This is a genomic window from Citrobacter sp. C6_1, from assembly GCF_014596835.2.
In the GTDB taxonomy this organism is placed as follows: domain Bacteria; phylum Pseudomonadota; class Gammaproteobacteria; order Enterobacterales; family Enterobacteriaceae; genus Citrobacter; species Citrobacter pasteurii.
In genome coordinates this window covers 1,666,854-1,685,858 of the sequence record NZ_CP115031.1, presented here as the reverse complement: position 1 = coordinate 1,685,858, position 19,005 = coordinate 1,666,854, and the positions used below count along the sequence as shown (strand labels likewise).

The window sequence follows — 19,005 nt, the reverse complement described above, 5'->3', positions numbered from 1 at the left end:
CCTATATGTAGTGGCTACGTACAAAACGCAGCCACAAAAAACGGATTCACTGATGTGAATCCGTTCTATGAAGCATGACCAATAGTGAGTCGCCAAACTCCTATGAATCTCTGCCTTGCCTTCATTTCTGACGTTTTGATTGTGCCAGGCAAAGAGGACCATGTAAACCTTAAAATCGACGCTCGAAAGGATCATTGCATGAGTATTTGCAAACAATCACACCGTTACAACACGCTTTTCATTAGCTTACCACACGATCAAGGTGGTGAAGGTCGCCATAAATGTTGCGGATGCGCTTATGACCAAGGCTACCAAGCTGGTTTGACCCGAACAGGCCAATTATGGGTAGACTTAGCCGCCTTACCCGATAGTCAAGCGGGGACCGTTCGCCATAAAAGCCCTCAAGCAGCGTTTGCTGATGGCTACCGTGACGGGGTACGTGATTCCTACCGCCAGGTCGGCTAAAATATGAGCTGGTCACGAGGAGGGAGACCTCCTCGCGACCTGTAATTGAAACAGCATTTCAAAGCAAATATTCTTCTAAACATCTTAGAGCACAGCATAAGGTTAATAATGAAAAGGAAATTACAGGTTTTCGTATCCAGCACTTTTACTGACCTGATTGAGGAAAGACAAGCAGCGGTAAGCGCAATCCTTAAAGCTGGGCACATTCCCGCAGGCATGGAGTTGTTTACCGCTGCTGATCGATCACAAATGGATATAATAAAAAATTGGATCGATGAATCAGATGTGTATATGTTAATACTTGGTGGACGCTATGGTTCAATAGAACCGACGTCAGGAAAAAGCTACACAGAGTTAGAATATGACTATGCGGTTGAAAAAGGTAAGGCTTTGTTTGCAGTAGTAATCAAGGAAGAAGCACTAAAGCGAAAAGTTAAAGAGCACGGCACTGATTTTATAGAATTAAATGAGCCTAAATCTTTAGCTCAATTTAAAAGCAAAGTTCTATCCAACATTTCATCATTCTTTGAAGATGTGAAAGATATTAGATTATGTGTACATGAAAGCCTTACTGATTTTAACTCCAATAGGAGCCTAAAGGGTTGGATTTCTGCTGATGAAATTATCGACTCACGTGAACTTGCTGACGAAATAGCCAAACTCAGCGAAGAAAACAGAGAATTAAAAGAGGAAATTCAATCACTAAACCAAAAATTACAATCCAAAAATGCTATTCCCTCAAAGGGAAATTCACTTAAAGAAATCGTTGATACGCTTAGGTCAAAAAAAATTACTGTCCCCGCAAACGCATCTGGACAAAAAAAAGATGTCGAAATGGATCTTGCGTCGATACTTGTCGGCACGAGGAATTATATTATAAATGGTATTACAAATGCCTCTACTGTGAGCGATGGGGAAGTGTTTTTATATCAGCATGTATGCCCAATCCTCAAAATTTATGGATTAGTAGAGAATGAAAAAGTTGCAGGTGTTCGTTATCGTCGTTATGGAATTACAGAAAAAGGCCTCGATTTGTTAGCTTACATGGATAAAGAGAAAAATTAAATTTTATAATAAATAAGCCACAAACTTTGAATTTTATTGGAAGCCAGGTTTCCTCAACCTGGTTTAGATTCCCAGTTTAGGCCATCTATTACATAACAAACTGCGGAAAGTGGGAAAGTATGTAGATAGCGCTGGGTTATACCTGAACCGCTTTTCTCATGCCCTACGATCTGTTGCAGGTGCGCCAAGTTGCCAACCCAACCAGCTAAACAGGTTGATATCATTGTGTGCCGGAAGCTATGCACCAGTCGGCGCTGTCCATAATCATCAAGGTACGGAATACCAAGCTGATCACGGACATCAGCCAAAACCTTGCCGATTTTAGGCATGTTCTTACCCGACACAGGCGAGAAAATCTTCTCTTTCCATTGACGGTTAACGAAATCAAGGAAACCCCACTCGATTAGTTTTGGATGGATCACTACCTGTCTAGTCGCGTTCTCAGTTTTCCCCTGCCCTCCTTCCGCGATCAGGAGATAGTGCCGCTGGCTATCTTCATCAAATTTGATCTGTGATTTCTCCAGCTTTGCGATCTCCCCTCTTCTTGCTCCTGTATACGCCAACAACAGGGTGCTCCACTTCTGCCAGCCATCAGGCTGTTTTAGTGCCCAGCCCACAAATTTTCTCATTTCTGCTGCACTGTATGCTCCAAATCTCGCTTTCGACGGTGCGGCTACTACTCCATCAGTCGGAGACTTCTCCAAGATGTCTTTATTGTCGGTCAGGAAGGTTTTGAACAGCGATTTGTAAATCTTCAAATGCTTGTGGATAGACTCAGCACCCACCAAATTTTCAGACGGCACATCATCACACTCGATCAGTTGCTGAACCGTCATTGAACGGTAAGGCTGTACAACACGCTTAGGCAAGTTTTCAACAACCTCCATTACCTGTTTAATGTCTTGCTTGGTAATCGTGGTTACATCTTTAGATGCACCAAGGACAATAAACAGCACTTCCATAAAGCGTTCATTGGACTGTGAGATTGCCTTCGTCCAGTTTTGAGCTTTCTCCTTTTTGTACATATTCCACGCGCCAGCCAGCGTTAACACTTCTTTTGGTTCGGTCTGCTCTTCTCGCATTGTAACGATGGTTGAGGCGACCACCTCTCGATATTCCTGCACAGCCAGCGGTTGGTGTTTACTGAAGTTGTCATTAAGAAATTGCTGCATTAACCAGTTTTCGTTCTGTTGCTTTAGATGGCAACTGAATTCAGACAGGCGATCCGCAAACAAGCACGGGTTGATGCTTCCACGTTGAACCAGCGGAATTACAGGAAAAGCAAAAGACATCAGCAAATGTGCCTGGGCGTAGCTGTCAGTCTCCAGAGACTTGCGAAAATATCTATTACCCGGCAGGCGAAAGCGAACGTAATAAATCCCGTTGCGAGTGATGGTGTAACGTATGGTTTTGTGTCCCATTTCGTGAGCCTCAATGTGATCGGCTAAACAAAACGGTTCGAAAATCGCAGATAAGTCTTTGATTCTTATCTTGGATAATCGCCAGGACTACGCTGGCATTATCCAGATCAGGTGGTACGGGTATTTCTCAGCCTTCACCAGGAAGGGCACCCCGAGTCGTTTGGTTACATTTCTCTTAATTTTTGTCAGCTTAGGTTAAGTTGCTCGCCGATGCAAGTTTACCCGTGGTGACGTCACTTATACACGCTGTACCCCACCGAGTACCCCATTTTGTACCTCATACTAATTAAGGAATAGCTCCCAACTTCATTTTGAAACACCAATAGTTGCTCGATTTATTTGGAACCAAGAATCCAACATTGTAATGTTTAAAAACAACTGTATCTGATGGGGAAAATATACACCAGTATAGTTTGGAGAACTTTTTATATATAGCAAGGCAACGGATGTGATAAGTGCTTTATAAAAGCATTTATCTTTACTCTATTTCATTGACAGAAAATGAAACGAATTAATTCTATGTGCTACAATGTGTAGTGCAGAAAAAAACCTGTGTTAACAACAAAAAAAATAAAAGGTGGTTTATATGAAAATGAAAGAATATTATGAAGAGATTTCTCTATTAAAATTTAAAGAATTAGAAGATGAACATGATTATATGGTAGCCATAGGTGATTTCCTAACAGAGTTATCAAACATAGCCGATCATTGTGAAAGGAATAAGTCACAAATTAACAAAGAGCAGAACAAGCAATACAAACCCTCTTATCAACAGGCCACATCTCAATCATTAAATACCTCAGCCTGCTAATTTTTGCATAGAAGATAGCGAAGTGAAATTTACGATGCTTTCGAAAATAATTACGAAACTGACTGTAGCTTTTGAGGCGGTAAAACGGCTTATTTCACTTGTTTATACACATTCTCTTGCAGTTGTCGCAACTCAAAAATACTAATAACTAAAACAACGAAAGGCCAGACACTGGAATGGCTGACCTTTCTACATTAATCAATATGGAGCGTGTACAAATGATTAATCCCACACCTATTTATAATAAATTTAAGTATGTCTCCGCCCCTTGTGGTTCAGGTAAAACTACTGCTATATGCAATATAATCAATAACAGTACTGAAAAATATATTTTAGTACAGAACACTCAAGAACTTATTAAGCAGACAGCAAAGCAAATCAATAATTGCGAGTATATAATTACAGATACAGTACCAAAAGATGAAAGTGTTATTAGTTCAGTTATTAACTTTTTTTCATCTGGTAGTAATAAAACATTACTCATAACAGATAAAACGTTTTTCAAAATTCCTCCTGAATTGTTATCTGACTGTAATATTTATATTGACGACGTTACTAATTTTCACTCTTTTCAGAATATTAATGAGGGTGATACTAATATAAAAAATGCAATTCTTAATTCATTAATACACAATGTACTGACATTAGATGATAAAAATATGTATATTGCGGCAGAAAGAAAACCAGAAATACAAGGGGAAGTACTGAAGAATATTTTGAACCAGCTACCAGCAATTAACGAAAATGATATGTTCATCATGAATAATGAGTACTTTACCGATGCGAAAAAGGAACAGCTTAATATTACCGCATGGAAAGATCTCAGTAAGTACAAAGACGTATCAATCACCTTTCTCGGAGCTAATTTCGAAAATTCATTGATCTATAAAGGCAATAAAGAACTCTTTGAAAGTACTGAACTTGGAGGATTACTGACACGAAAAACAGCTCTCAAAGACAGATTAAAGGTTTATTACTTCTCAAAAAATCAAAAACTATCGAAGACATGGAAGACTAATAACCCTGATAAAGTACAAAAAATATACTCATTTATTGATGAGAAACTTGAGGGGCAGGATTTCTACTGGACGAAGAACAAAAGCGATTCTCAGAGCCTTAAGAACGGCACAGAGATAAGCCCGGATGCCAGAGGATTTAACCAGTACCAACACTTGCTCACGTGCGTCTGGCTCGCTTGTATGCGTCCCTCTGAAACAGAGGCTAAACAGTGCGAATTGTTCTTTGAGATTGACGGCGAGGCGATACATGTTGCGAGGGAGTACGAAAGTTTACACCAGTTCGTACTACGAGGAATTTCAAGGGATTTTGACAGTACTGAAACACAGAGTGTTTATGTTTTTGATGAATGGCAAGCCAGATCTCTTACAGATAATATTGAGTATATAGATATCGGTATTGATGATGATGAGCAGAGGCAGAGAGGCAGGCCACAAGGTTCAAAGAATAAGCAAAAGCGTTTCACCCTTAATGATAAGCACGCTAAGCGTTTTCGCCGCTGGAAAGGCCACAACCCAGGGCTTGAGTTAGAAGCGTTCAAGGTGTTTCTTGACAGTGGTGATACACCTCTCACTCCCGAAGAGCAAAAAGCTATGTGGAACAAATACGAAAAGGAAGTACAAAAAAGCAAAAGATGATGTCCATAACACCATCATAAAAATACATAAATGTCCGAAAAATAATACCTTAAAATATTATAGGTAATAAATTTCGGACATAACAACGAGCGAAAGCGAATTAACTACCTGAAAGTAGGAGCGGCGAAGCAAGCGAACTGTTTCGGGTAGTTAGTGAGAGTGCTCACGCAGTGAGTACTTGATAGCTATCCCATTGTTTACATAGATAAAACAATTAAACAGTACCCGCTTTGCGTGTACTGTTCGCTGGATTAGGTTCTACTGCTTCGTTCCTTTCAGTCACTGGCAGAGCGAACCAATCGCGTTTTTCTGTTCTGTCATTCAGTACATAACTGATTGCTATTTAATTACTTATTATACTACTGATTCCTTTGTGTACTTAGTGGGGGATCTGCGGTTTCAGTTACTGGAAAAGCACTATCAGTACTGACCAGAGCGAAGCGACCCCGATCCGATCTGTCCCCCTTCATGATGGTGTTTCGGACAAAACGCACAGGAAGCCCCTGAATGCGATGTTCATTACTGACACACATGAATGACCAAAACCCTACAAAACGCCGTAGCTACGCTTTAAGAGCGTTTGCGTGATGGTATCGCTAATACTCCCTGTATTGAAATCAGATACATAACCCCTTTCATGGATGACGAATCCTCTTGATCGATTTTACCTATTGATTTGTATTGAATTAATAGCTATTGATAGATTATAGCGATCAATAAGTTATTAATCGATCGTTTTTATCGATCAATTATTGATATGCGTGCTACTCTTGAGCACCTGAACACGGACGGCTTTAAGTCCGTACTTTTGACCTGAGAGAAGATAATGGGAGTGACAAAACAGTGAGAGTGGTACAACTGCTAATCTATAAATTTTGGGGGATTCCTTTTTAAGGGATCTACCTAAAGGCAAACGAATTATTGTCGATAATACAAATAGAACGAACCATCGATTTGGAAAATTATTAAAGGATAATTGCGGTGAGTAAATATTTAAAAATAGGAATTTATGGCATTTGGGGAGTGTTTTTATTCCTTGCGTCAATGGAGAAATTTGGTGATCTTTTCGCAGTCGGTACAGGCTTCTGGTCGGTAATCATGCTTTCCGTCGCTGGATTGTGCCAGCTACTGGCAAGTACTGCCGCGATAGGCTGGGCTGTTTTGGGTTATGGTACGCTTAAAGCGAAGTTCTTACCCTATAAACTCGTTAATAATTATACGGTTCCTGTAGTGATCATTGTGCTTGCATTCGTGGCAAGTTCTGCCCGATCCTCAAGCGATGAAGCCAGAGCACAAAAACTTGGTTTTAAAGATAGTAAAGAGTTTTCTATCGCTCGTGAAAATCACATTACAAATACTGATGACTACGCGAAATTTGTAGAAGAACAACGAGTTAAAGCGGCGGAAAAGAAGGTTCAAGATGCGTTAGTAGCAGCTGAGAAAGCTAATCAGGATATAGTAAAGAAATACATTTCAATATTTGATGAGGATAAAAGAGAACAAGCTAAAAAAACGATTAGCAGAGATTTAGAAGAAAATTCAGTATTAACAGAGTCAATACTTACTGAAATTAAATCCTACCCCAATAACTCAGTTGATAGAACAGTAGGACAACGCACATACTTAGATATTGGCGTTAGTATGAAAGAATACATGTCAGCTATCGAGCAATCTAATTGTAGGCAAAGGCTTAACAATTCTTTATTTCCTTTAAATGAATGGAACAAATCTCAATTTAATTTATTGAACGAAAGATTTAATGCTATGAGAAATGGAGTTGATATGGATAAGATTCAGCTTGGCAAAGAATTGCAATACGAAAGAGATAAAATCACCATGCAGTACTTTTATGAAAAAAATAAATATCAAAAATCATTTAATGAGTGTGTTTTCAGTCTGTTGTCTTCTATACCCAATCGTCTTTCAAGACCTGATGCCAGACCAGCTCCCGTAACTGATTATATTCCTGAAGGTATTAAATGCATGAGAAAACCCGAAGGAAATATAAAATCGTGTTATTAAGCCCATTTAAATATAATGTACTGTTCTTTAATAAGGAATTAAAGTGAAAAAGACTTCTGTTGCAATGCTGTTATTGTTGAGTACTTCCTTTCATTTACAGGCTGCTGTACCTGATGGAAAAACAGTAACCCCCTTTGCTATTGATAATGAGGTTATTTGTTTGAAAGAAATTCAGAAACAAATGACGCCTTTCCTTAAACAGTTTGAACAGGAAAACGGTGTTAAGTACAAATTCAATGTTAAATCTGGTTTATCGTACAAGGATACTGTAGGGCTACGGTTACAGATCAACCGTGTGGATTCGGGGTTGAATGACAGGGTCGCCGATCTTGATTACTACTGGCTACAGGAGCGGGGAAGTATGTGCCAGCCAGCGTATATGGTACTTGATCGTTCTTAGTGAATACGGTGTTAAACAAGGCCGTGAAAGCGGCCTTTCAGCACAAGAAATGCTCGCAGTATTACAGAAAAAGACTCATACTTCTCCAATAACATAAGATATTTTTATATCGCGATATGCACGAAGGATTAGATATGAACCGGAAGCAATTCATCCAGTCACTCGGGGCTACTTGCAATAACTGGACTTGGAGTTGGTCGTTTGTTAATCATGAAAAGAAAATGGTCATTTTTGGGTCATGGGATGTTGAGAGTGATCAAGAGAGGTCTGTTATTCTCCGGGAGCGTTGGGAGTACAACTCAAATAACAAAAGGCAACCGGGCTATACACAGGCATTGGAGCACATCCGCTTAGCTCATGAAGGCTATGAATTGTTCACCTTCAACATGGTTTTCTCTGAACATCCAGATAACCCTGAAGTCGCAGTAATCAAAGATTTTGAGCGAAAATTGAACAAGCGTTATCTACGAAAAGAAGGGGAAATATGGTACGCAGATTTTATGCCTAATCCATTCCCTGATGAAATCCCTTCAGGAGAGTGTTTTGTTGAAGGTGCGAAAACGCAGGTAACAGTCAACTACTACGAGCGTGATCCCAAAGCTCGCCATGCTTGCATCCAGCATCACGGCACAACCTGTAAATGTTGCGGGTTTGACTTTGAGAAGGTCTATGGTGAACATGGTCGAGGATTCATTCATGTGCACCACATAAAGCCCTTGCATACGATTGGTGAAAATTACGTTGTCGATCCAGTGACTGACATGATTCCCCTTTGCCCAAACTGCCACGCAATGGTTCATCGTGGTAGTGAAACACTGAAAGTTGAAGAACTGAAAAAGAAAATGAGATTCTGGAGTTAGTAATGGATTTATCGCAATTGAGTTGCGTTGAGTTGATGCAACTAAATCAACTGACACTTGACGAGCTGGAACGAAGAGATGTGATCAGAACTCGTAACAATCCTGTCTGTGAGTACACCGAATGGCTGGTTGCTGAGAAAATGCAGATGGAGTTAGCTCCTCCGAGCACTAAAGGGTACGATGCAACAACTTCAGAAGGTCGAAAAATACAGATTAAATCCAGGAAAAATAACCTCAGGAATAAATCATTAGTACTTGGAATTATCAGGAATTATGAACTTAATCAGTTCAATGAACTCATCGCCGTAATATACAATCATGATTTCTCAATTCGTTACGCTATTTCCATACCACATGAATTAGTGAAGGAATATGGATTTTATAATAAACATCAAAATGGCTATACTTTAAGAATAAGCAATTTATTACTAAAAGACCCACGCGTAACAGACCTCATTGAGTTTTTTGAACCAGACACAGCACGTTCAAGTAAAGAGAACACGGTAAAACCAGATTCAAACATTATCCGTGATGTACAAACAATAGGAATGCAGACTTTTATTGAATACTATCAATGTGTTGAAAGTGGAATGGATGCAACCAATCTTGTTAAGAAAATGGTGACTGAACATCCAGAATGGAAGGAAAGTACTGCAAGAACAAAGGCATCTTCAATGCGACGAGTATTTAAAAATGATAGTAACATTGAAGCACTTAAAATCATCTATGAGTCAAATCACTCAGCAATTACTGATGAGATTAAGAGTAAACTGAGTACACTTTGGAGTAAATGAACAAAGTTTGACTTATATTTTGACATAACAAGTGAATAAAACTGGATTTCCATGACGGATTCGTGCCGCACGTCAATCGCTTTTTCGTCCTCGCTAAAAGTACTGGCCTTTAGGTCGCAAAATAATTAAAAGCCAGGCCTCCCGATTTTTGGCAAAAAATCTAAAGGGATCGTTTACTCAGATAAAAGTACAGTTAGAATTTTTCTGCACGATTTAAAATCTCGCTCGTCTGATCAGGTTCAACCCCGCCGACCAAATGCTGTGTACTCAGAACTCAGTACTGAACTTTTCACTAACCCTACATTGACTAAAAAACGAACGATCGAAAATCTCTTTTGGGTACTCCCCAACGATACTCCGTTTTCCTGCATCGCCAAGTATCATTTAGATGTTTATTGCACTTAAATGATACTGTATCCTTCAGTTAATTCAAATGATACTTTCAGAGAGCGAGGGCAAGGAAATGATTTTTGGTTATGCTCGTGTTTCCGACCGGAGCCAGAATCTTGATCGCCAATTGGCAGTACTGGAACCTGTTTGCAATAAAATAGTGACAGAGAAAGAATCTGGCAAGTCCACCAGCGATAGACCTGAATTGTTGAATCTGCTTTCACACCTCCGCGAAGGTGACACTCTCGTCGCCCACAGCATTGACCGCCTGGCACGCAATACTCGCGATTTGCTGGAAATGATTGATAACCTGGTTGCTCGTGGGATCACTGTTCAGTTCCTTGCTAACTCAATGAGCTTTGATAACTCGCCACAATCACGCCTTATCCTAACCATGATGGGAGCCGTTGCAGAGTTTGAGCGAGGAATGATCGCTTCACGCCGCAACGAGGGGATCGCCCTTGCCAAAGAAGCCCGGAAGTACAAGGGCAAGCAAAAGAACCAAGAACTACATAAGAAAATTATTGATATGTTGCAGGCAGGGAAGAATACCCCTGATGAAATCGCGAAACTATGCGATTGCGGCAGGGCTACAGTATTTCGCGTAAAAAAAGAAATGCTCGCTGGTATTAGCGTCATTGAACGCTGATATAGTGGATGGAGGTAAAGAATAAAAGCTTACCATTTTGTAATGTTCGAATCCTCCCGATATCCTTGGTGAGGCTGTTAATAATGTGACATAACTGGCACTTTCTTAAAGGTGATTGCTCAGCCGAGCATCGGACTTGATATAAAATGAGACATCACCATCCGCCCTTACTGGATCGTCATACTCCATTTTTTAGCATACCTATCGCTATATAAATAATTTTTCGCACTGATTTTCTCGGTGAATTTCCCTCAAAAAAGATCTCTGTATTAGCTAATTTACTCGCTATGCATTGTTGCGGGAGAGAATATATAATTAACTCTATTATGAAGAGTCGAAATTCCAAAGATAGATATAGTTGATTATAAACCCACCCCATTTATGATAATGTCTTTTGTTTCCAGTAACTACTTTTTGGTATTTCCATAGAGGAAATAACTTATAAATTTACTTTAGCAATTTTAGATATATGACCTTTATCGTTCAAAAAAAAATGGATATATTCCAATTTAATTACTGTGAACGTGAAAGAAACCTACTCATAGTTTCCTGTATGGTCTGCGACTGAACACAATATTGACGTAGCAATCTCCTTCTATTGTCTAAACTGACCACATCAAAGCCTTTAGCTTTGATAGCTTCATCAATTGAATGAGAGAAGTCTTTGAAATTCAATACATTACTATAGTACATCATTACAAACTTAAGATCTTCAGATGAAAGAAACATAAATTTATCCAATAATGTCGTATAAACATCAGTCTTAATAGAATATGCAGATGTAATTATAAATTCGGCTTCATCCTCATTGATTTCATCAAGTTTAAAACATCTCTGATAATCTCTAAACTTGATGTACTCATCGCTCATAGGAAGCATTGAAATCATATTCCTTTGGGCTTCTGCACCTATTAAATATAGCAACCTATTATTCTGTTCTATTTGCGTTTTATATTCATGATAGTTCTGATAAAAAATACCAGAAATAAAAATTACAAGTGTTATTGTATTAGTCCATATCACAGAGGAATAAAGTAATCTCTTATTTTTCTTTGCCATTACAACTCTCTCTTTAACTATAATATAATGTCATTATAATTTTAACTTTATTAACATTCAACAAAAATCATTTGAATTATCATTTTAGAACGCACACTTAATATTATAATTAATTGAAGTCATGCCTACTTAGTTATTTTTATGGAATTCACATAACCTATTCACTTTGAACGCATCATGCCTGAAAAAGATTAATCCAATTACTAAAATGGATACTTTACAACATTTTCATTCTCATCAAGAAGAAAAAAGTGTTCGTTATTAGAAAAACATCTCTCATTTGAAGAATTCATAATCATTGTATTTAAATCGGCAATTTCTTTTTGCGTAGCATTATGGACTGGCATTAATTTCATTTCTTTACTTCCAAATAAAAATGTATTCTTATTCAAAGGTGCCAATATCATTGTTCCTTTAGTAGCTAACCCAAATACTTCACGTGTATTATGCGTTAAAAAAAGTGGGGCATCACTGGTGATAGTATTAATTCCATCTGGTGACTTAATAAGAGAATAATTAAACATAGGGAAATAGCCTGCGGCAATTTCAGTTTGTTTAAGTTCGTACTCTATGATGTCATCTATATTGTAGTTCGCTACAGAGACATCTAATTTAACTCCTCTTTGCGTAAGGTCTTTTTTCATTGACTCTATTATTTTTTGTTCTTGTTTTAAAGGTGTTTCGATATTATTTCTATGCTGTGGGGTTCTCAAAAATAAAGATGATAACAACCAGATTAAACCTTCATCTTTGGAGTTAATTTCTTTGACCATATCTATAGTCTCTAAAAACTCACCAATACGTGGTTCGACCGTATTACCATACCATTCTTCAATAAATAATGGTCGCGTATTCTCTTCTAATTTATAATAATTATTGCTTACACAGGCATCATTAGGATTTGTACCATGTTTGAACCCAGGCTTATTTTTTGGAAACGCCCAAAATAAAGATGTTCTTTTCCCCTCATTGGTAAATCCTTTCAAATAACACGCTGGTACATAATGGTGTTTCTTAGATTGACTCATACAACTGAACTCCTTGTATAATATTTTTACCGAAAGTTAGATTTATTTTAAAACACGATAAAATGCAGCTTATTCATGCTACATAGCTTAAATCCATCTAATCCCATCAATTACATAACAAATTGACGATAGAGGGAAGGTATGCAAATAGCGTTTTGTGATCCCTCCGCTTTTTTCATGACCTACCGTTTGTTGCAAATGCAAGATGTTAGTTACCCATCCAGACATCGCAGCAGAACAAACAGAATGGCGAATACTATGCAAAAGCCTCCGCTGTCCAAAATCGTCTAAGTACGAAATGCCAAGCTGATCACGCACATCAGCAAATTCTTTACCGATCTTAGTCATATTAGTACCTGCCACTTCTGAAAAAATCCGTTCTTTCCACTGGCGATCAACGTATTCCATGAAACCCCATTCGATCAGCTTGGTGTGGATTACTACTTGCCGGGTGGCATTTTCTGTTTTCCCCTGCCCTCCTTCTGCAAGAAGGAAGTAATATCGCTGGCTATCCTCATCAAATTTAATCTGTGATTTTTCCAGTTTTGCGATTTCGCCTCTTCTGGCTCCGGTGTATGCCAACAACAATGTAATCCACTTCAGCCAGCCATCTGGCTGCTTGTGTGCCCATTCTACAAACTTCTTCATCTCCGCCGAATTGTATGCACCAAATCTTGCTTTAGATGGTGCAGCCACTACACCATCAGTTGGTGACTTCATCAAAATTTCTTTGTTTTCTGTGAGAAAGGTCTTGAACAGCGATTTGTAGACTTTAAGATGCTTATGGATAGCCTCAACACCAACAAGCTCATCAGGTGGCACGTCATCACAATCTATCAACTGCTGAACATTCATCGAGCGATATGGTTGGACAACACGCTTAGGTAAATTCTCAACAACTTCCATCACCTGTCTAATGTCCTGTTTAGTGATCGCTGTTACATCCGTATTTTGCCCCAACACTACAAACAATACTTCAATGTAACGTTCATTTGCCATTGAGATCGATTTAGTCCAATTACGCCCCTTTTCGGCTTTGTACATAACCCAAGCATCAGAGAGAGTTAACACGTTTTCCGGCTCGGCTTGTGCCGATGGTCCCTCGATTTCAACGGGAAGAACAATCGGTAGGCTGGGTAACAATGGAACTTTCACAACCCTACGTTCTGACAAAATCAGGTTTGACACAAACTCATCAAGCATCGAGATCGGAGTTGCTAATGATTTAATAAAAGGAACATGTGGAGTGATGCGAACCATCAAAGCAGAGGCTTCGCGATAACTATCGGTAAGAAGAGATTTTTTAAACATCCTGCCATTTGAAAGCCGGATCTGTAGATAGTAGTTACCGTTTCGTTGAAACGTGTATGGTAGGGTTTTGTACCTCATAATTATGCTCTTTTTGTACCTTAGGTGCATTACACACGGACAAAAAGAAATGTAACCATATGAATACTAATCAGAATTTTGGCAACCTACGCTGGCATTATCCAGATCAGGTGGTACGGGTATTTCTCAGCCTTCACCAGGAAGGGCACCCCGAGTCGTTGAAACACAAATATGATATTCAGGTTTCGGCAACAGGATACTGCCTGCGCTTAACGATGTAAATTGGCGCGGAACAGGCTTTGACGGTGAAACCGCTGGTCACGGTTGCTAGATTTCTGTACTTTCATTTACACTTTTTACGAAATAACTGGCGTGATCACAAAAAAATGCTTGTCAGACATCCGGTATGCCAGGAATGATACACGACTGATTTTGACGACCCGAATAAGTAGAGAGGATGGGTATGAAGAATAAAATGTTGCTGGGTGCACTCCTGCTCGCGAGCAGCGTCGTCTGGGCCGCGCCGGCCGCAACAGCCGCCCCCACCGGTATCGATAAGTATGAGCTGAGCAGCTTTATTGCTGACTTCACCCACTTCAAACCCGGTGACAAGGTTCCACCACTGTATCTCACCGAAGAATACACCATTAAGCAGTGGAATCTGCGCAACCTGCCCGCGCCGACGCCAGGCACCCACTGGACCTACATGGGCGGCGCGTATGTGCTGGTCAATGATGCCGACGCTACTATCATTAAAGCCTATGACGGCGAGATTTTTTATCACCGGTGAAAAAGATAACGCGCTTTCAACTAAGTGAGAGCGCTTATTAAAAATTATAACCATCTAAAAGTATTAATAATATTCCACTACTACTTTCACAAGACTTCTTACACTTCCCGAATGAAAATCATCGCTATACACCACGTATTTTCCATATAAAACAAGGTCCATTTTTTGCTCAATCGAACTAATTTCATTAAAACTCAAAAGATTATAGCTCTTACTACTACCACTATCGAAATATATCTTGTTAGCGCCATCTAATGAAATCTCAAATCCGACATCACCCGCACCTGTAGCATTTCGCGCATCTTCGTTTTTAAGAATACTACCAACTGCATTGCTTGACTCAAAATGATATCGAAACGAATCAGATGACACCCCTGTAGTACACTTAAAAGCAACCTCACCGGCCGTCTTTTCTAACCTAAAGAAACTCTGCGGTGTACCTCTCAGGTCATTAATAGATATATCTGGCGCACTAAGCACTCCATCTAAAAATTTGCATGTTTTAATTATTAATTTCACATCAGGATTTATTTTAAAAACATACTTATGGCCTTTATTTGATGTAGCGCCAATACCTGTACTTTCTCTAGGTTCAAACCTAATTTCAAAACCATCGGACAAATTTGCAGCATTTATGGAGTTTTGATTATTAGCAGAAATAACATCAAACGTGAATTTTAGGTTTTGCTTGTTAATTTCATTTATATCTTGAGCTTTATAGTTCGTTTCATAAAAATTGATTTTATATTCTACAGTATTTGGTGAGCTAGGGTAGTTTGCTTTTAGATAAATAAATCGCCCTCCCCCAACATCATATTTAAAGTAAGGTGAAGTTGGGTATTTAATGTCAAAAGTTGTTTCAACGCCCCAACCAAATATATTCCTGCACATTGGTTTTTTCGTGAATCCAAAGTTTTGCAAAACAAGTTCATTTCCATTCATTGTCGAAATAGATAACACCTCGTTTCTTTCTACACTTTCGATTCCGCCATCAGGAATATAGCAATTGGCAATGGAGTTAAAACTAAAAAAAACAACAAGTAAAAAAAATAATCTCATGATTTATCCCTCACCGACAAATATAAACTTTACTTTCATCAATCGTTTTGCCGAAAGTGATTGAGCATGAAAGTCCCTGTTGTTTATCAATCGCCACGTTTATCTCCGGTGGCATTTCATTGGTACGGATAAAAAGCTGGCTTCCCTGACCGACCACACCAATATTGTGCCCGTGGATATCCTCAACTTCATAACCAAACGTCAGCGGTGAACCATCAGGGCGCTGCGCCCGGATATACCAAGGTTTACGTTGGTCGGTATCAAACGTTGCCAGCACAACCGCTCCCCGGTACGGCGCTGCGCTACGGCGATTACCTTGCAGGTCGGTTTCACTCTTGGCATTAGACACATCCAACGTCAAGTGGTTTTCACGATAAGGCGTTAAGCCGTCGTAGACCACCACGCCATTGCGGTTGGTGGTACGGTATTTCTGCCCATTCACATATGCCCCTTCCAGACCCGGCGCATGCATCACGGTAAACGTTTCTGATAGCCGATTGGCTAAATTCACGCCACCAGACCAGGCCACAAGGCCGCCTGAAATACTGCCGCCAGTTTGTGTATATTTAGACGACTGACTGTAGCTGCCGTTAAGCGTCGCGACCGGCGCATTCCACGTCAGATTACCGCCCGCCGTTGTTTCGCTGTTCTGACGTTGATGACTCAGATTCACCCCATAGTTAAACTGATCGCGACTGCCTGCCGTTCCGGAAAGCCCGGTATTGTTAGACGCAAAACCATCATCATCAAAGGTCGTGGAATTAGACACGTACAGATGTCGGCGCGGAGCGCTAATATCATCTCCCCAATCGAAAGGTATAGAGATAAAGACGTTAAAACGCTTATCTTCGTGGTGATCTTCGTCATAGGTCTGGCTGGCTGAAAAGGTGTAGCTAATTCGCTGCCAGCTATTGGAATAACTCACCTGGTAATCTTTACTGCTGCCGCCACGCCCCCAGTAATCGCGCCACAGGGTACTGAGCGAAAACGAACCCCAACCTTGCGGCAGAGACTGGCTGACGTTAGCCGAAAAACTGTTCTTACGACCAAAATCGTTTTGATAATAGTCCGCGATATCGTACACATCATTTTCATCACGATGATAGCTGTTTTTATTGTTTGCCCAGACGTGATCGTTAAACGTGCGATAGTCTTTGGAAGAGTAGCGATACGCCGCCAGGCCAAAACGGGTGGCGGTTTGTGCCAGATATTTGTTATAGGCAATTTGGTAGCTCTGCCCATCAAACACGTCACCATTGTCCTGTTTACTATGGGACTGGGTTGCATCGAGGGAAATTGCGCCAATGCGCGTATTCCAGCCGGTCCCCACAGTGAAAGCATTGTAGTTGTTCGCCAGCATGGAACCGCCGTACAGCGTTAACAGATTATTCAGCCCGTATTGATAGCTCATCTGCGCAAAATCGGTCTGGTTGCTGGCGCCTTCGATATGGCTACGTCCAGCGGCAAAATCATATTTTGAAACACCCGGTTGCAGCATGTTGGGCACCGCTGCATACGGTACCAGAAAAGTGGTTACTGAACCGTCAGCCTCTTTGATACTGACATCAAGATCTGAGCCGCCACCTGCCAATTGTAAATCGGCGATGGAAAACGGTCCTGGAGGAACCTCTTTTTGGTAAACCACAAAGCCGTTCTGCTCAATGGTGACCAGCGCGTTACTCTGTGCAATCCCCTGCACTAACGGCGTGAAATTTTGTTTAGAACTTGGCAACATCTGCATATCGCGATACAGCCGCACGCCACGAAAGCGCACCGCATCAAAAATATCTGATGAGGTATACATATCCCCGGCACGCAGCGTGCCCAGAATTTGCGGTATGCCACGTTCCAGATACAGGGTATTACTTTTCCATTCACCGCTGCTGTCATCGGTTTTGTTATAACTGGCATCGGAATGCAACTGCCAGCCCAGCAGATTTAACCCACTGGTAAAACGTGCATAGGTACTTTTACTGTTACCCGAATCCTTATAATCGCTGTAATACTGGCTGGCATAGTACGAGGTATAGAAGGCATTGATGCCACGATCCCAGTTTTCCGGAGGAACATAGCCATTCTCAAGCTCATCGACATACGCCTGCGGTACGCTGAGATCAAGACGAAACGTGCCGATATTCCAGGCGTAACTGCCCCCTTGCACCGCCTGCTTCAAGGTTGGGCATTCATTTTTCTTGTCCAAAGCTTGCGTGCTTATTCCCAGACGCGTTAATGCGTCACGGGATAAACAAGTGTCATCCGGATTATCCTTAACGGTTATTTCATACTTACCACGCCACTGCTTATTGACGTAGATATCAATATCATATTGGCCTGGCAGTGGTTGGTTATCATCGAGGCGAAAATTTGAGACCTTTTCGCCTTTCATACCGCCCATCATAAAGTGGGTGTCAAACGTCTCTTCTGCGGCCTGGGCGTCAATGCCAACCAACAACAGCAGTATTGCCGAAGCAAGCGGAGTCATCCTTAACATAATCGGCTCCTGTTATTTTAGGCTGACGTTATCGCTGATATAATTGCCGTGATCATCAATAATGGTCAATTTATACTGGCTGGCGTTGCTATTCTTCAATGCCACTTTTTCACTGGAGAGCGGAGCAAGCATAATACTTTCATTGTTGATTTTGACATTATTAGCTTTAACTTCTGTCACCGTGACCCAGTTAGCTGCATCATTTCTGATAGAATAACCATTACCACTGCGTGTTAACGACAGTTTATGGAAAGTATTTTTATTAACAGCCGCTATACCTTTAGGACGATAAAATAATTTAATACGATTCTGCATCGCGAACTTCAATACATTTTTCCCAGTGTTGTCAGGGTTATTTGGTGGAATATCCAGTACATTAAGATAAAACAAGCTTTCTTTGTTATTGGGCAACATATTCGGCATTTTTTTAATTTTCAACTGCTGACCAGAGTCCGCAGCTATCTTAGCCACCGGAGGAGTCAGCATAAATGGTACGTGAATTTTTTCCGGTGGCAATGAGCTGTCACCGTCATCAATCCATGACTGTACCAGTGCAGAGCGTTCACCCTGGTTCATCAATTGTACCAGGACTTCTTTCTTTTCTGCTGGGTAAATAACACGAGTGCCATAGATCACAATGCCAGCATGGACGGGTTGCACAGATACGATTAATAAAGCGCTTAGAATCCATTTCATGTTGCGTTCGTCCTTTAAAAA

Annotated in this window: 16 protein-coding genes and 2 riboswitches; of the genes, 9 read left to right on the top strand and 7 right to left on the bottom strand. The window is 40.4% G+C overall.

The features are described from left to right. Positions 1-573: 573 nt before the first annotated feature. Positions 574-1,530 (top strand): DUF4062 domain-containing protein, encoded by a 957-nt coding sequence (locus IB196_RS08070; protein WP_172774032.1) that lies wholly within the window; start codon positions 574-576, stop codon positions 1,528-1,530. A 53-nt stretch (positions 1,531-1,583) separates the two neighbouring features. Here IB196_RS08070 and IB196_RS08065 read toward each other — a convergent pair whose 3' ends face one another. After that, positions 1,584-2,951 carry an integrase gene (locus tag IB196_RS08065; protein ID WP_188232069.1) on the bottom strand — a complete coding sequence of 456 codons (1,368 nt, stop codon included), beginning with the start codon at positions 2,949-2,951 and terminating at the stop codon, positions 1,584-1,586. Positions 2,952-3,018: 67 nt separating this feature from the next. Continuing rightward, positions 3,019-3,115: riboswitch (TPP riboswitch) on the bottom strand. 422 nt (positions 3,116-3,537) lie between these two features. Between IB196_RS08065 and IB196_RS08060 the strand changes: the two genes are divergently transcribed. From IB196_RS08060 to IB196_RS08030, 7 genes are all read left to right on the top strand, one after another. Beyond that, positions 3,538-3,762, top strand: a complete 225-nt coding sequence (locus tag IB196_RS08060; RefSeq protein WP_114680514.1) for a hypothetical protein — start codon at positions 3,538-3,540, stop codon at positions 3,760-3,762. A gap of 218 nt (positions 3,763-3,980) precedes the next feature. Beyond that, a complete protein-coding gene (locus IB196_RS08055) occupies positions 3,981-5,417 on the top strand; it encodes a DEAD/DEAH box helicase family protein (protein ID WP_139935914.1) in 1,437 nt (478 codons plus the stop codon). A gap of 981 nt (positions 5,418-6,398) precedes the next feature. Next, positions 6,399-7,439, top strand: coding sequence for a hypothetical protein (locus IB196_RS08050; protein WP_151235709.1), 1,041 nt, complete (start codon positions 6,399-6,401; stop codon positions 7,437-7,439). A gap of 43 nt (positions 7,440-7,482) precedes the next feature. Continuing rightward, positions 7,483-7,839 (top strand): hypothetical protein, encoded by a 357-nt coding sequence (locus IB196_RS08045; RefSeq protein WP_114680515.1) that lies wholly within the window; start codon positions 7,483-7,485, stop codon positions 7,837-7,839. Between the two features lie 134 nt (positions 7,840-7,973). Then, positions 7,974-8,699: an HNH endonuclease gene (locus IB196_RS08040; RefSeq protein ID WP_032181891.1), complete on the top strand. Its 726-nt coding sequence runs from the start codon at positions 7,974-7,976 to the stop codon at positions 8,697-8,699. Positions 8,700-8,701: 2 nt separating this feature from the next. Beyond that, positions 8,702-9,493: a hypothetical protein gene (locus IB196_RS08035; protein WP_053069295.1), complete on the top strand. Its 792-nt coding sequence runs from the start codon at positions 8,702-8,704 to the stop codon at positions 9,491-9,493. A 463-nt stretch (positions 9,494-9,956) separates the two neighbouring features. After that, a complete protein-coding gene (locus tag IB196_RS08030; RefSeq protein WP_114680517.1) occupies positions 9,957-10,532 on the top strand; it encodes a recombinase family protein in 576 nt (191 codons plus the stop codon). 513 nt (positions 10,533-11,045) lie between these two features. Here IB196_RS08030 and IB196_RS08025 read toward each other — a convergent pair. From IB196_RS08025 to IB196_RS08015, 3 genes are all read right to left on the bottom strand, one after another. Next, positions 11,046-11,591 (bottom strand): hypothetical protein, encoded by a 546-nt coding sequence (locus IB196_RS08025; RefSeq protein WP_114680518.1) that lies wholly within the window; start codon positions 11,589-11,591, stop codon positions 11,046-11,048. A gap of 203 nt (positions 11,592-11,794) precedes the next feature. After that, entirely contained in the window at positions 11,795-12,619 is an 825-nt protein-coding gene (locus IB196_RS08020) for a DUF4238 domain-containing protein (protein WP_114680519.1), read from the bottom strand. A gap of 87 nt (positions 12,620-12,706) precedes the next feature. Further along, positions 12,707-14,008, bottom strand: coding sequence for a tyrosine-type recombinase/integrase (locus IB196_RS08015; RefSeq protein WP_139935565.1), 1,302 nt, complete (start codon positions 14,006-14,008; stop codon positions 12,707-12,709). Positions 14,009-14,075: 67 nt separating this feature from the next. Then, positions 14,076-14,171, bottom strand: a riboswitch (TPP riboswitch). A 234-nt stretch (positions 14,172-14,405) separates the two neighbouring features. Between IB196_RS08015 and IB196_RS08010 the strand changes: the two genes are divergently transcribed. Continuing rightward, positions 14,406-14,738 carry an RcnB family protein gene (locus IB196_RS08010; protein WP_005129161.1) on the top strand — a complete coding sequence of 111 codons (333 nt, stop codon included), beginning with the start codon at positions 14,406-14,408 and terminating at the stop codon, positions 14,736-14,738. 63 nt (positions 14,739-14,801) lie between these two features. On the opposite strand, the gene IB196_RS08005 is transcribed toward IB196_RS08010, so the two are convergent. The 3 genes from IB196_RS08005 to IB196_RS07995 are packed head-to-tail and all read right to left on the bottom strand — an operon-like array spanning position 14,802 to position 18,984. Further along, positions 14,802-15,797: a hypothetical protein gene (locus IB196_RS08005; protein ID WP_188232068.1), complete on the bottom strand. Its 996-nt coding sequence runs from the start codon at positions 15,795-15,797 to the stop codon at positions 14,802-14,804. A gap of 10 nt (positions 15,798-15,807) precedes the next feature. After that, positions 15,808-18,288 (bottom strand): fimbrial biogenesis outer membrane usher protein, encoded by a 2,481-nt coding sequence (locus IB196_RS08000; protein WP_188232067.1) that lies wholly within the window; start codon positions 18,286-18,288, stop codon positions 15,808-15,810. 12 nt (positions 18,289-18,300) lie between these two features. After that, positions 18,301-18,984 carry a fimbria/pilus periplasmic chaperone gene (locus tag IB196_RS07995; protein WP_149691491.1) on the bottom strand — a complete coding sequence of 228 codons (684 nt, stop codon included), beginning with the start codon at positions 18,982-18,984 and terminating at the stop codon, positions 18,301-18,303. Positions 18,985-19,005: the final 21 nt, after the last annotated feature.